This is a genomic window from Chryseobacterium sp. (assembly GCF_019236175.1).
In the GTDB taxonomy this organism is placed as follows: Bacteria; Bacteroidota; Bacteroidia; order Flavobacteriales; family Weeksellaceae; genus Chryseobacterium.
Map to the genome: position 1 here is coordinate 1 of NZ_JAFAJM010000022.1, position 15310 is coordinate 15310.

A 15310-nucleotide genomic window follows, 5' to 3' on the forward strand; every position below is an offset into this window, starting at 1 on the left:
TTTTTCATGTCAGTGTTTAATTTAAGTTATTATTATTCGTTTATTCGGGTGCAAAAATATCCTTTTTACTCCATAACAGAAAGATTTGTGATCTTAATTTAATATTGATCTAATCATACAAAGGTATTGCCGTAAAGCGACAGAATAAGTCGTATTAAAAGAGAAATCCCTTCATCGTATGGATCGTATACAATAAAAAAACCGCTATATTACTATAGCGGCCACCTGATGTATATAATCAGAATTATTTTAACTGATAAGAACTTCCGTTCCAAAGATAAGTTTTGGAAGAGCGCTTTTTCTTTTCACGATCTCTGTCATCCTTTTCCATTTCTTCCATTCTGAAGAGAAAAGCATCCGGAATACCTCCTTTATCGTTGGGAAAAATATAGTGTTCGGAATGGTAAAAAACATCTGCATCTCCCACATTCATCAGCTGGGGAAGTGCTATTAATTTTTTATCTTTAAAAAGAACATACTGGTCGTAGCTTGCTATACCACAAGCCTCACCGGAAACCATCGCCTTTAAGGTCAGTTCAACATTCTGCAGCTTATGGTTACTTTCGATATTGAATGTCGCATAGCTCAGCTCTTCACCTCTTCCGGTATCAAAATAGGTTTCATCAACCAGCACATTGCCTTCCATTACTTTAATTCCGGCAATGTTTTGTTTTATTATTTCATTGAAATCTTTACTTTTCCGATCCACTGTTTTTGAAAGTCCGAAAAGGAAGTCGTAGCCGTTTTTATTTCGGTATCCTACACAAAGATTTCCGCCCCATACATAGCCTTCAGCCGTATTATCACCTTTCTGATAAGAAATTTTATACCAATGGGCACCTCGTTCTCCCAACCTCAGCACCGTTTCTTCTTTTGTAAGAATCAACACAGGCTGATTGGTCTGCAACGAATCCAGAACCGGGGCCTGAACATGGGGTTCTTTTCGGATCCTCGTCCAGTCTGTAAAAATTTTCTGGGTTTTATTCTCTTCAAACCCAAAAATACCATCTGCATATGCTTCATTGTCCTGTGCTGCAAAAAGCTGTACCATCAGGATCAATAAAGCGGTCAATAAAGTTTTCATATTTGTATTTATTTTTCCAGTAGCAGGCTCACCCATTCTTCACGCTGCAGCTGTTTCTTCAGTTCAAGACCACTTGCAGTACATACTTCAAGAATATCATCTACATCAAAGAAACAAAGCCCGGAAAGCAATAATTTTCCTCCGTCATTCAAAACGGAAACATAGGTTGGAATATCTGAGATCAGGATATTTCTATTGATATTTGCTAAAATAATATCATACCTTTCTTTTCCTAAATTTTCTGCAGTTCCCTGCTCAATATCCAGTTCTACATTGTTTCTTACTGCATTTTCCTTTGAGTTTTCCACAGACCATTCATCAATATCAATCGCTTTGGTTTCTCCCGCTCCCTGTTGTTTGGCATAGATAGCCAGTACGGAGGTTCCACAGCCCATATCCAGTACTTTTTTTCCATTGAAATCAATGTCCATCATCTGTTGGATCATCAGGTGTGTCGTAGGATGATGTCCGGTTCCGAATGACATTTTAGGCTGAATGATAATTTCATGCATTCCCGGAACAGACTCATGAAATTCTGCTCTGATCAATACTTTATCATCAATATTGATGGGTGAAAAATTCTTTTCCCATTCCTCATTCCAGTTGATATTAGGCATTTCTTCGAAAGAATATTCAATCTTTACGTTTTCGTTTTCAAAAATCGGAAGTGCCTTCAGCTGCTCTTCATGAAACAGATCGGTCTGGATATATCCTAAAATTCCGTCAATTTCTTCCGTAAAACTGTCAAAACCTATTTCGATAAGTTCTGCCATTAATATTTCATTCCAGGGTTGCAATGGAGAAATTTTGAAATTGAATTCTAAATAATTTTGCATGTGATTAATTTGCTGCAAAAATACTAATGTTATTATTGTTAAAAAAATAGAAGGGATAAGTTTTGATCATCCTTACCGATTATTTCCTGATTTTAATATCCCCCTGATTCCATACATATGATAAAAAACACGGTTAATTCCTTTAAAGAGAGGATATTTTTAGTCAACGGGCTCTAAAAGCTCTTATAAAATTCGTAAATTGCCCTAACAACACAACAGGTTTTCAGTCTTCAATAAAACTAAGCAATCCGTAAAAATGGTAACCTACGAAAATTTACATGATACACTCTCTTTTTACAATATAGATTGCCGACAGTCTTATTACATTTCCTCCGGAAATCCTATTTTTAAATTTCCTACAGCTTCTTTCAGGATGGATTATTATGCATTATGCATCTGTACCGAAGGTGAAATCAACATAGAGATCGATAACAGAAAATATAAGGTAGATGCTCACAGTTTCTTTATTGCGGCACCTTCTACTATCGTAAAATTCCTGAAGACCAGTGAAAATTTTATGATGAAACTGTTGTTTTTTGATAAAAACTTTCTGATCAAAAATATTTCCAATCCTTTTATCATTGAAAAAATGAATCTTTTTACGAAAGGCTCCTACAGCATTGTGAAGACAACGGAAAAAAATTCAATACAACTTCAGAATTTACTGGATTACCTGAAAAAGAAATCCGAAAAGCAGGGAAAATTCACTGAAGAAATCATCCGTACCATTATTTTCAATGTGTTGCTTGAAACTGCTGAAATTATAGAACAGCAAAGCCATACCCATTCTGAAAAAGAAGAGGGCAAAAAGGATCTTTTCCTGAAATTCAGCCAGCTTGTCCGTGAAAATATCAGAGAACAGAGGACCGTTCAGTTTTATGCGGATCAGCTCTGTCTTTCTCATAAATACCTCATCGAAATCATAAAAAAAGCAAGCGGTAAAACCCCGCATGAGGTTATAGATGAAACTTTACTGAAAGAAGCTTATGTTATGCTCGGAAATCCTGAGATTACGATTTCAGAAATTGCTTTTCGGCTTCAGTTTAATTCGGCATCTGCCTTTGGACGTTTTTTTAAAAAACACACTGCATTTTCCCCTTCCGAATACCGCGTAAAAGAAAACATCCAGTCCTGAGAATTTGGGGATAATAATTCCGACATTGGGGATATGTATCGCTTTATGAATAGAAGTACCTTTAACATGTTAATTAAAAACAAAACAAAAAATGAGTACGATCAATTCAAAATTCGACAAAGTTTTAAATGCTTCTGAGCAGTTTGGAAAAGTAAATCACGAACCGGATTCCAGTAAAGAAGTTCAGATTAACACCCCTGAAAAAACAATGCCTTTTTCCGATCAGATCGGAAATTATCAACGTAACAAAGGGATTCCTTTGCAATCTTACGAAAACAGCAAAATCTATATTGTAGGCAGCGGAATTGCAGGCATGTCTGCCGCTTACTATTTCATCCGCGACGGCCGTATTCCCGGTAAAAATATCATCTTCCTGGACCAGCTTTCCATTGAAGGCGGATCACTGGATGGTGCAGGAAACGCAACAGACGGATACATCATCCGTGGAGGACGTGAAATGGACATGACGTACGAAAACCTCTGGGATATGTTCCAGGATATTCCTGCATTGGAATTACCGGCTCCTTACAGTGTGCTGGACGAATACCGTCTGATCAATGATAATGATCCTAATTATTCCAAAGCAAGACTGATTCATGATCAGGGACAAATCAAAGATTTCAGCAAATTCGGACTGGAGAAAAAAGACCAGCTTGCCATTGTGAAACTTTTGCTGAAAAAGAAAGAAGAGCTTGATGATCTTACCATTGAAGATTATTTTGCAGAATCCTTCCTTAACAGTAATTTCTGGTTCTTCTGGCGTTCCATGTTCGCCTTCGAAAACTGGCATAGTCTGCTGGAACTTAAATTATATATGCACAGATTCCTGCATGCCATAGACGGAATGAAAGACTTTTCCTGTCTTGTATTCCCAAAATACAATCAATATGATACTTATGTAACTCCTCTGAAAAATTTCCTTGTTGAGAAAGGGGTACAGATTCAGTTTAACACTCTTGTGAAAGATCTGGATATCCATATCAATACCGAGGGGAAAACAGTAGAAGGAATTATCACCGAGCAAAACGGGGAAGAAATTAAAATTCCGGTTGGCAAAGATGATTATGTTATTGTAACAACAGGCTCTATGACTGAAAGTACTTTTTACGGAGACAATACCACTGTACCTGAAGTAACGATAGATAACAGCAGCGCAGGACAAAGTGCAGGATGGAAACTTTGGAAAAATCTTGCCGCAAAATCCGAAGTATTCGGGAAACCTGAAAAATTTTGTAGCCATATTGAAAAATCTTCATGGGAATCGGCTACTTTAACGTGCCGTCCTTCTGCTTTCACCGAGAAACTGAAAGAACTGTGTGTCAACGACCCTTATTCGGGAAGAACAGCAACCGGCGGAATTATTACGATCACCGATTCCAACTGGGTGATGAGTTTTACCTGCAACAGACAGCCACACTTCCCTACTCAGCCGGATGATATTCTTGTAGTATGGGTATACGCCCTACTGATGGATAAAGAAGGAAACTACATCAAAAAAACAATGCCTCAGTGTACCGGAAATGAAATCCTTGCAGAATTATGCTATCATTTGGGAATGACAGACCAGCTTGATAATGTGGTGGAAAACACCATCGTACGTACAGCATTTATGCCTTATATTACGTCTATGTTTATGCCAAGAGCCCAGGGAGACCGCCCGAGAGTTGTTCCTGAAGGCTGTACAAATTTAGGACTGGTAGGACAATTTGTAGAAACCAATAATGATGTGGTCTTTACGATGGAAAGTTCCGTAAGAACAGCGAGAATAGCAGTGTATAACCTCCTCAACCTCAACAAGCAGGTTCCGGATATCAATCCGTTGCAATACGATATCAGACATTTGTTAAAAGCTACACAAGCCCTGAATGATTACAAACCTTTCCTTGGAGAAGGAATTTTAAGAAAAATATTAAAAGGAACCTATTTCGAACACATCCTGGTTAACCGTCCTGAAGAAAAAGAAGAACAACATGAGTCTTTCTTTATGGAACAGGTAGGCAGATTCCAGGACTGGATCAAGGGAGTAAAAGGATAAAATAACAATTTAAAATAAGCCGTCGTAAGGGCATTAATCTGAAAACGGCTTACTTAATCATTCATAAAAACAAACCTCATGGATTTTAAAAACATAACGGTAGCCGGAAGCGGTGTATTAGGATATCAGATCGCCTTCCAGACAGCCTATCACGGATTTAAAGTTACAGTGTACGATATCAATGACGATGTACTGGAAAAGGCTAAGAAAAAATTTACGGTACTCAGTGAAGCTTATCAACACGACCTGAATGCTACACAGGAGCAACTTGATATTACTTTTAAAAACCTCAGTTATTCATCGGATCTTGCAACTGCTGTAAAAGACGCTGATCTTCTGATAGAGGCTGTTCCGGAAGATCCGGCAATCAAGACGGAATTTTATCATCAGCTGGCCAGAGTAGCACCTGAAAAAACGGTGTTTGCCACTAACTCTTCCACCCTTCTTCCCAGTGAATTTGCAGAAGCTACAGGAAGGCCTGAGAAATTTGTGGCGCTTCACTTTGCCAATGAAATATGGAAGCATAATACCGGAGAGGTCATGCGTCACTCCGGAACATCACAGGAAGTCTTTGATTCGGTCATTCAATTTGCCAAAGCCATCGGAATGGTCGCACTTCCCATTCATAAGGAACAACCGGGATATATTGTCAACTCACTGCTTGTTCCCTTACTTGGTGCTGCAGTCAATCTTTGGATCGACGAAGTTTCAGATATTGAAACGATTGATAAAACGTGGATGGTGGCCACCGGAGCGCCGACAGGACCATTTGGTATTCTGGATGTCGTAGGAATTACAACCGCGTATAATATTAATAAAATGGAAGCTGAGGAAACTCAGGATCCGTTAAAGATCAAGGCGGTAGAAAAACTAAAAACAGAATATATTGATCAGGGAAAGCTGGGTGTTCTGAGCGGCGAAGGCTTTTATAAATATCCTAATCCGGCCTATCAGGATAAGGATTTCCTGAAATAAACTTATCGTTGGAAAACGCAAAAATGCTAGTTTTTCCGATACCTTTTAAGACGAAAGGTTTTAGCTCCGATACCATCGAACAATGCCTTACAAAGAAAAAAGCAGGACATTCCGGAATGTCCTGCTTTTTAATAGGTATATATTCCTGAAATTATTCAGGCTTATAAGAATCTTTTAAGGTTACCGTACGGTTGAATACCAGTGTTTCTTCCGTAGAATCCTGATCTTTCGTAAAATATCCGATTCTCTGGAACTGAAGGGGCTCACCTACCGCTACCTCTTTTAAACCTGGCTCAGCAAATCCTTTAACAGTAGTTACCGACTCTGGATTGATGAAATTCAGGAAGTCAACATCTTTCTCCGCATCAGGCTGTTCCACCGTAAACAATTGGTTATAAATTCTAACCTCTACAGGAATGGCATGTTTGGCAGAAACCCAGTGTAATGTTCCTTTTACTTTTCTCAGACTTTCTTCTGTTCCGCTTCCGGACTTGCTTTTTTCGTCATAAGTAGCATAAATGGTAGTAATCTCACCGTTTTCATCCTTCTCTACTCTTTCCGCCTTAATGATATAAGCAGATTTCAAACGAACTTCTCCCCCCAGTTTAAGTCTGAAGAATTTATTATTCGCTTCTTCTTTGAAGTCTTCACGTTCGATATACAATTCTCTTGAGAAAGGAATTTCTCGTGTTCCTGCATTCTCCTGCTCCGGATTATTTTCAGTTTCTACCCATTCTTCTTTATCTTCAGGATAGTTTTCGATCACCAATTTTACAGGATCTACTACACTCATCACACGTTTTGCCACTTTATTCAGGTCTTCGCGTACACAGAAATCAAGCAACTGAATTTCAATCAGGTTTTCTCTTTTGGCAACCCCCACTTTTTCAATAAAGTTTCTGATTGCCGTAGGAGTAAATCCTTTTCTTCTCATTCCTGAAATCGTAGGCATTCTCGGGTCATCCCATCCTGTCACCACTCCTTCAGCCACAAGTCTCTGAAGCTTTCTTTTGGAAGTAATCATATAAGAAACGTTCATCCTTGCAAATTCTCTCTGCTTAGGTGCTACTTTGGATTCATCATATACCTGCTCAAGATACCAGTTATAAAGAGGTCTGTGGTTTTCAAACTCTAATGAACATAAAGAGTGAGATACCTGCTCCAGATAATCTGATTCACCATGTGCCCAGTCATACATCGGATAAATTTTCCATGCTGTTCCGGTTCTGTGGTGAGGTCTTTTCAGGATTCTGTACATCACAGGGTCACGCATATTCATATTCGGAGACACCATATCGATTTTTGCACGGAGCGACATCGTTCCTTCTTCAAATTCTCCGTTTTTCATTCTTTCGAATAAATCAAGAGACTCTTCAACAGGGCGGTTTCTGAATGGAGACTCCACTCCCGGCTCTGTAGGATTTTTCCTTTGCTCAGTAATCACTTCTGAAGGTTGCTCATCCACATACGCTTTCCCTTCTTTAATCAATCGTACCGCCCACTCATAAAGCTGCTGGAAGTAGTCTGATGCATACAACTCTTTATCCCATTTGAAACCTAACCATTCCACATCTTTTTTGATAGAATCCACGAATTCCTGTTCTTCTTTTTCAGGGTTCGTATCGTCGAAACGAAGGTTTACGGGGGCGTTGTATTTTTCACCCAGCCCAAAATTGATGCAGATCGCTTTGGTATGCCCTACATGCAGATATCCATTAGGTTCAGGGGGAAAACGGAAACGAATCTGATCTCTTTTCAGACCGTTTGCCAAATCATCTTCTATAATTTGCTCAATAAAATTGAGTGATTTTTTTTCTTCTTCCATTAAATTAGCTTTTGTTTTTAGCAAAAAAAGTGATACAAAGTTACGGAAATTTTAGGTTGTACGAAAGTGATAAATAAAAAGTACAATAGCTTAGCATTCGGTATTTTTATGTAACTTAGAGACAGTTATAAAACTGATAATCATGGCCGTTTATATCCTAAGCAATCGGAAAATCATTCGTCACAAAGGCGAAAGAGTAGATTCTTTTTCTAATGAAGTCTACTCAATTCCAAACTTCAGAATTGCCAAATGTGATTTTGAAAACTATAAAGAGCCTACTGCACAGGCTAAAAAGAAAAAGGATTATACCAACAGAAATATTCTTAATTACCGCCTTTTTTCCGAACCCGAAAAGCAGGGATATGAAGATGTACTGGATGTTCTTTTAAATGAAAAAGGAATCAGAAAGTCATCTTTAACAGCCGACAATCTGGGAGGAACCCAAAGAATGTTCTATGAATTGTACAAAAATATGTCTTCCACCAAAGACCGGAGCGATGTTTTGATATTCATTCATGGTTATTTATATGATTTTGATGATGAATTAAAAGCAATGATTGATCTTAAAAAAATTTTCATCGATAATCCGGAATCTCCGGTTGAGCATATTTTATTTATAAGCTGGCCGGCTTCAGGCAGTATTGTTCCGCTCTCCTATTTTGATGATAAAGCTTCGAGTATTAATTCAGGCACCTCATTATTGAGACTCTTTTATTTCTATACTCAGTTCTTAAAGGATATTTTCTCTAATCGTGATCTGGCGCCCTGTAATCAGAGAATCCATATTATGGCTCATTCCATGGGGAACAGGGTACTTCAGAGTATGTTGTACAGTTTAAAGAAAGAAAATATTTTAAGAGTGATCGACCAGGTGATCTTATTGAATGCCGATGTCACCTACAAAGTATTTGAAGATGCTGAAGATTCGTTCAATAAACTTCCTTTACTTGCCAATCGTATTTCAATTTATTTAAACCGACAGGATGCCATTCTGGGTATTTCTCAGTTTACGAAGAATATTCTTACCCCAAGACTGGGAAAAAACGGGCCTAGTGATCTTGAGAAATTTAAAGATATTGTGTCCGTGATTGACTGCACGTTTGTAAAAGATGATCTTTTAAACAGTTTCAAATATGAAGTAGGCAATCACTGGGGATACCTTTCCAGCTCTGAGGTTCAAAAAGATATTTTTCAGAATTTATACGGCATTGATAGAAATTTAATAACCAATAGATCCAAGAATAACGAAAATATTTTCACAATTATTTCTTAATTATAAATTAAAAAAATCCTATAAAAATGACAGTACGTTAAATTTTATTCAAACCGGAAAAGTGGCATAAAGATTGCCAAATCAAACAATAGAGAATTACAATTTTTTTATTATGAAAAACATTAAAAAACAGTTTTCTTCTATCATCAGGTATATAAAGAAAGCAATTTTCGTAAAAGATGTGATTTAACTAATATTTAAAATCTTAAAAAAAACAAAGACTATCCGATCCTATCATTACTTTATCCATTCATGTAAGCGACTCAAAATTCTTATGAATTCCTGCAATTATTGAAGGAATTTATTTTCATATTTACGTTTTATAATGAAATTTTTATATCCCGTTAAATATCAATAAAATACATATAACGAAAATCGTTCGATTAGAAAAGAATAAATGTATGTTTAGCCGTGTTATCCTAAGTACAGGATATCATAGATAGCGGGACGCCAAACAAATAATTGCTTTCGGAAATCCCGCTCTGTAATGGTATTATTTTCTGAACCACAGCAACTCATTGCTGAGCTCCAAACTTGATTCGAAATTATTGACAAATAAAGCTCCGGTACCTAATCCCTGAGGCATCGGATTGTTTTTTGTAAAGGTATACTGAGCAATGGCATTCAGTCCTATATTACTTTCCAGTGCAGAGGTAATCCACCAGCCGATATTCTGGGCTTCCGCCAAGGCAATCCATTCATCAGAACCGGCAAAACCTCCTACTAAAGCTGGTTTTAAAATAATATACTGAGGTTGAATTGTTTTCAGTAATTTTTTCTTTTCTTCAGAATCAATGATTCCGATAAGTTCTTCATCCAGCGCAATGGGCGTAGGGGTTACAGCACATAGTTCCGCCATATCGTTCCAGTTTCCGGCTTTAATAGGCTGCTCAATGGAATGAATATTTAAATCTGCCAGTTGCTGTAGAACAACAACAGCTTCTCCTCTATTAAATCCTCCATTGGCGTCCACCCGTAATTCCAGCTGATCTTTAGAAAATTTCTCTCTTAGTTTCTGAAGGATACTATGTTCTTCCTTCCAGTTGACTCCAATTTTCAGTTTAATACAATGAAATCCTTTTTCAAGCTTTTCCCGAATCTGCTCTTCCATGTATCCGATATCTCCCATCCAGATCAGGCCATTAATGGTAATTGCGGACTTTCCATCCGTAAATTCACCCGGAAAATAAAGATGATCACCATGTTTCAGATTCAAAACAGCCTGCTCATATCCAAACCATATCGATGGAAATTCTTTAAGCTCTTCTTTCAGATGATCCGGAGACTGTTCAATATGATCACAAAGCCATTTCAGTTTCTCCTCATAATCCGGTCTGTCATCAAAACTTAATCCTCTGAAAATGGCACATTCTCCAGTTCCTTTTTTCCCGGCCTCGGAAATTTCCAGAATAAAAGTTTCTTTTTCAAGCAAAACGCCGCGAGATGTTCCACTCGGGCGTTTGAATTCTAATACGTATTTTGAATATTTTGCTTCCATTTATTTTACGCTGTCAATACGCATAAATTCCTCTGCCTTCTCTACCATTTCAATACTTCCGCAGAAGAAGGGGATTCTCTGGTGAAGTTCTGTCGGCTCTACCTCCAGAATTCTTCGGAACCCGTCTGTGGCTTTTCCTCCTGCCTGCTCTGCAAGGAACGCCATAGGATTACATTCATACAGTAATCTCAGTTTTCCGTTAGGAGCCTGAGAATAAGAAGGATAAATATAAATTCCTCCTTTCAGCATATTTCTATGAAAATCTGCTACTAAAGAACCGATATATCTTGAGGTATAAGGACGATCTCCTTCTTCCATCTGGCAATATTTAAGGTAATTTTTTACTCCCTGAGGGAATTTAATATAATTTCCTTCGTTAATCGAATAGATTTTCCCTGTTCTTGGAAAAGTCATATTGGGATGAGAAAGGTAATAAGTCCCTAAAGACGGATCTAATGTAAATCCGTTCACTCCATTTCCAGTTGTATAAACGATCATGGTAGAAGAGCCATAGATTACATACCCTGCTGCGATCTGATTAACTCCTTTTTGTAAGAAATCTTCAAGTTTTACAGGAGTTCCCGGTTCCGTCACTCTTCTGTAAATAGAGAAAATAGTTCCTACGGAAACATTCACATCAATATTTGAAGATCCATCCAAAGGATCGATCAACACCACATATTTACTCAAATGACCGTTTTCTCCACATTTAATATCAATGAAATCATCATTTTCTTCAGAAGCAATACCACAAACAACCTCTCTTTGAGACAAAGCCGTAATAAAAATTTCATTTGCAATGACATCCAGTTTTTGCTGTTCTTCACCCTGAATATTCTGGTTTCCTGCAGCTCCTGTAATATCTACAATTCCGGCTTTATTTACTTCTCTGTTAACCACTTTCGAAGCCAATCTTATTGCACTTAGAAGACGAGAAAATTCACCTGTTGAATACTGAAAATCGTCCTGTTTATCGATAAGAAATTCTCCTAAAGTCTGTAATGGTTGATTTGACATATTTTACTTTTTACGTTTTCCCAAATTTCGGAAAATTTATCACATTAGAAAAATTTAATTACAAAAGCTAAAAACAACTGTATATCAGGTAAATATAGTTTAAATAAAATATAAAACACTACAATCAGTGTGGATGATAAATCCAAATTGGCTTCAATAAGGTGACAAAAAATCGGAGAAATTCATGGAATATGCATTTTAAGGAAATCTTAATTCCATCCGGAAATCTTGCTATTTCATATCTCGTTGTAAATTTATAATTTTGACGTCCGTAAAAAACTCATGTAATTTTTTATCTAACAATTTTATTTTTAACAATTTAATGAAAATTTTCAAGTTTGGTGGCGCGTCAGTAAAAGACGCCGACAGTGTGAAAAACGTGTCCATGGTATTACAAAGCCAGGGATTTGCCAAATGTTTGCTGGTAATTTCAGCAATGGGCAAAACGACGAATGAGTTGGAAAAAGTTGTAGAACTTTATTTCAAGAAAGATAACTATCAAACTGAGATTGAAAAGATAAAACGAAAACACATTGAGATCGCGGAAGGTCTGTTTCCAGAGAATCATGCAGTTTTTGCTGAAATCAATCTCTTTTTCGATGACATCGACTCATTTTTAAGAAGAAACAAATCTCCTAATTACAACTTTGTCTATGATCAGGTGGTAAGCTGTGGAGAAATGATTTCCACTAAGATTGTAAGTGAGTATCTGAACGAAATACAGTTTACCAACCAATGGCTGGATGCCCGTGACTATGTCAAAACGGACAATTCTTACAGAGAAGGGACGGTAGACTGGACAAGAACCGAGGAGTTTATTTCCAATTTAAATCATGAAATCTGCTATGTAACACAGGGTTTCATCGGTTCTGATGACAACAACTTCACGGTGACTTTAGGAAGGGAAGGCTCAGATTATTCTGCGGCTATTTTTGCATACTGCTTAAATGCCGATGCGATGACTATCTGGAAAGATGTACCGGGAGTAATGACCGGAGATCCGAGAAAATTCAGCGATGTATCTCTGCTTTCGAATATTTCTTATGAGGAAGCCATTGAAATGGCCTATTACGGGGCGAGCGTAATTCACCCTAAGACCTTACAGCCGCTACAACAAAAAAATATTCCTTTCTATGTAAAATCTTTCGTAGATCCTACCAAGGAAGGAACAAAAGTAGGTGCTTCAGACAAGAATCAGCAGGAGGAGTCTTATATTCTGAAAGAAAACCAGAATCTTCTAAAGATCTCAACAAGGGATTTTTCTTTCATTGCAGAAGATCATATGAGTTTAATTTTCGGATATTTATCCAAATATAAAATTAAGGTTTCCCTGATGCAGAATTCTGCCATTTCACTGGCTTTATGTCTGGAGGATAAGTTTAACCATCTTGAAGAACTTAACGAAGAACTTCAAAAAATTTTTAAAACCGAAGCAATTAAAAATGTATCTTTATTCACAGTAAGAAATGCGAAGATGGATCACATTGACAAATTTTACCACGAAAAAAACGTGTTATTGGAGCAAATTTCCAAAAATACACTTCAAATGGTAACACAATAATTATTAATTGCGACTAAACACACATGAGTTTAATTTCGAAAAACGATCTGATCAAAGCTTCCGGCTTAAGTAAAATTGGATTCCTAAAGAATCCCGTAGCATCTGCTGTGATGAGCATTGCTAAAATAAATGAAGTAAATAAATTATACGATAAACTAAAAGACAAGGAAGGCAAAGACTTTTTCGACTCATTTGTGAGAGAAAGAAACTTAAGCTATATAGCTTTTGAAGAAGATCTGGCAAAAATTCCGAAAACAGGACCGTTTGTTCTGGTTTCCAATCATCCATTGGGTGCGATTGACGGAATTTTGATGTGCAAGATCTTATCGGAGGTTCGTCCGGACTTTAAGGTAATGGGAAATTTTCTTCTGGAAAAGATCAAGCCTATGGAACCGTACGTAATCGCTGTAAATCCTTTTGAAAACAGAAAAGAAGCTTACAGCAGCTCTTCGGGAATGCGTGAAACACTGAAGCATTTACAAAACGGAGGTTGTGTAGGTATTTTTCCGGCAGGAGAAGTTTCTAATAAAAACAATTCTTACGGGGAAATTCTAGATAAAGAATGGGAAAAAACGGCACTTAAGCTTATCAGAATGGCTAAAGTGCCGGTAGTTCCTATGTATTTTCATGCCAAAAACAGTCGTTTGTTTTATCAGGTGGCAAAACTTCATCCAAGTTTACAAACCCTGATGTTACCTGCTGAAATGATGAACGACAGGGAAAAACCTATCAGAATCAGAATCGGGCGTCCTATTACTGTAAAAGCAATGGATGAGATGGAAACGATAGAGGAATTGGGAGAGTTTTTGAAACGTAAGGTATATATGATGAAATCTTACTATGAGAAGAGAAAATCTCTGGCTCAAAGCATCAATCTCCAAAATCTTTCTGTCAAATTCCCTTTATTAAAAGAAGAAAATATAGTTCAGAATATCATTGATGAAACTCCGAAAGAAGATATCGTTAAAGATGTTGATAAACTGAGGGGTACTGATAAGATGTTATTCAGCAACGGGAATTACGAAATCTACTTTACCACTTATGAAGAAATTCCTTCCATTATGAGGGAGATCGGTCGTCAGAGAGAGCTTACGTTCCGTGCAGTAGGAGAAGGAAGTAATCTTCCGTTTGACCTTGATGAGTATGATAAACATTATCACCACCTTTTCCTTTGGGACAACGGAGAACAAAAGCTTGCGGGAGCCTACAGAATGGCACTGGGTAGAGAGGTCATGAAAAAATACGGAATCAAAGGCTTCTATACAAGCTCATTATTTGAATTTGAACAGGACATCCATCCTTTCTTTAAAAAAGTCATTGAGATGGGGCGTGCCTACATTTGCCAGGAATATCAGCAAAAACCACTTCCTTTATTTCTTTTATGGAGAGGAATTGTACATGTCTGCCTGAGAAATCCGGATCATAAATTCCTGATGGGAGGCGTAAGTATTTCTAATAAATTTTCGGAATTCTCAAAATCTCTGATGATTGAGTTTATGCGATCCAATTATTTTGATTCTGCAGTAGCCCAATACATCACCCCAAGAAATGAATACAAGGTAAAGCTTCGTGACAGGGATAAAAATATCTTCTTTGAAGAGATGGAATCTGATCTGAATAAGCTTGATAAAATTATTGATGACCTGGAACCGGAACTGAGATTACCTGTTTTAATTAAAAAATATATTAAACAGAATGCGAAAGTAATTGCATTCAATGTTGATCCGAACTTTAATGATGCGATCGACGGACTGATGTATATCAGGATTAGTGATCTTCCGGAAAACACGATTAAACCTGTATTGGAAGAGATGAGTGAACAAATCAGAAAAGAACAGGAAAATAATCAAACTGATAATCAGTAAGTTTTTAACTTTATTCAAAAAAAGTACGATGAATACTTGCTTTGTATACTAAAACTTACTACTTTTGCATCACTTTAAAACAACGAAGTAAGTCAAACAAAAATATAAATGGTTTCTTAGCTCAGTTGGTAGAGCAATGGATTGAAAATCCATGTGTCCCTGGTTCGATTCCTGGAGAAACCACTTGAAAACCTCTGATTAGTCAG

General features: G+C 37.2%; 11 protein-coding genes and 1 tRNA gene. 7 read left to right on the plus strand and 5 right to left on the minus strand.

From position 1 onward, the window contains the following. Window positions 1-244 precede the first annotated feature (244 nt). Together JO178_RS19255 and prmA are read right to left on the minus strand one after the other, a co-directional pair. Window positions 245-1084: an SH3 domain-containing protein gene (locus JO178_RS19255; RefSeq protein WP_291939382.1), complete on the minus strand. Its 840-nt coding sequence runs from the start codon at window positions 1082-1084 to the stop codon at window positions 245-247. An 8-nt stretch (window positions 1085-1092) separates the two neighbouring features. After that, complete coding sequence (gene prmA / locus JO178_RS19260) at window positions 1093-1920, minus strand: 50S ribosomal protein L11 methyltransferase (protein WP_291939384.1); 828 nt, start codon at window positions 1918-1920, stop codon at window positions 1093-1095. 256 nt (window positions 1921-2176) lie between these two features. On the opposite strand from prmA, the gene JO178_RS19265 reads away from it, so the two are divergent. From JO178_RS19265 to JO178_RS19275, 3 genes are all read left to right on the plus strand, one after another. Next, window positions 2177-3055 (plus strand): AraC family transcriptional regulator, encoded by an 879-nt coding sequence (locus JO178_RS19265; RefSeq protein WP_291939386.1) that lies wholly within the window; start codon window positions 2177-2179, stop codon window positions 3053-3055. A gap of 91 nt (window positions 3056-3146) precedes the next feature. After that, entirely contained in the window at window positions 3147-5090 is a 1944-nt protein-coding gene (locus tag JO178_RS19270; protein WP_291939389.1) for an oleate hydratase, read from the plus strand. Between the two features lie 78 nt (window positions 5091-5168). Further along, window positions 5169-6065, plus strand: a complete 897-nt coding sequence (locus JO178_RS19275; RefSeq protein WP_291939392.1) for a 3-hydroxyacyl-CoA dehydrogenase — start codon at window positions 5169-5171, stop codon at window positions 6063-6065. 151 nt (window positions 6066-6216) lie between these two features. Here the strand turns inward: JO178_RS19275 and JO178_RS19280 are convergent, their stop codons facing one another. Then, window positions 6217-7890: a glutamine--tRNA ligase/YqeY domain fusion protein gene (locus JO178_RS19280; RefSeq protein ID WP_291939395.1), complete on the minus strand. Its 1674-nt coding sequence runs from the start codon at window positions 7888-7890 to the stop codon at window positions 6217-6219. Window positions 7891-8032: 142 nt separating this feature from the next. Between JO178_RS19280 and JO178_RS19285 the strand changes: the two genes are divergently transcribed. Continuing rightward, a complete protein-coding gene (locus JO178_RS19285) occupies window positions 8033-9163 on the plus strand; it encodes an alpha/beta hydrolase (protein ID WP_291939399.1) in 1131 nt (376 codons plus the stop codon). A gap of 493 nt (window positions 9164-9656) precedes the next feature. Here the strand turns inward: JO178_RS19285 and JO178_RS19290 are convergent, their stop codons facing one another. Then, on the minus strand, window positions 9657-10661 hold the full coding sequence (locus JO178_RS19290) for an o-succinylbenzoate synthase (RefSeq protein WP_291939401.1): 1005 nt from the start codon (window positions 10659-10661) through the stop codon (window positions 9657-9659). Next, window positions 10662-11678 carry a class 1 fructose-bisphosphatase gene (gene fbp / locus JO178_RS19295; protein WP_291939403.1) on the minus strand — a complete coding sequence of 339 codons (1017 nt, stop codon included), beginning with the start codon at window positions 11676-11678 and terminating at the stop codon, window positions 10662-10664. A gap of 322 nt (window positions 11679-12000) precedes the next feature. Here fbp and JO178_RS19300 point away from each other — a divergent pair, with 322 nt between their 5' ends. The 3 genes from JO178_RS19300 (at window position 12001) to JO178_RS19310 (ending at window position 15287) form a co-directional block, all read left to right on the plus strand. Then, window positions 12001-13239, plus strand: coding sequence for an aspartate kinase (locus tag JO178_RS19300; RefSeq protein WP_291939406.1), 1239 nt, complete (start codon window positions 12001-12003; stop codon window positions 13237-13239). 23 nt (window positions 13240-13262) lie between these two features. Further along, entirely contained in the window at window positions 13263-15104 is a 1842-nt protein-coding gene (locus JO178_RS19305; protein ID WP_291939408.1) for a lysophospholipid acyltransferase family protein, read from the plus strand. 110 nt (window positions 15105-15214) lie between these two features. Continuing rightward, window positions 15215-15287: transfer RNA gene (locus tag JO178_RS19310), tRNA-Phe, on the plus strand. The last annotated feature ends 23 nt before the right edge of the window (window positions 15288-15310 follow it).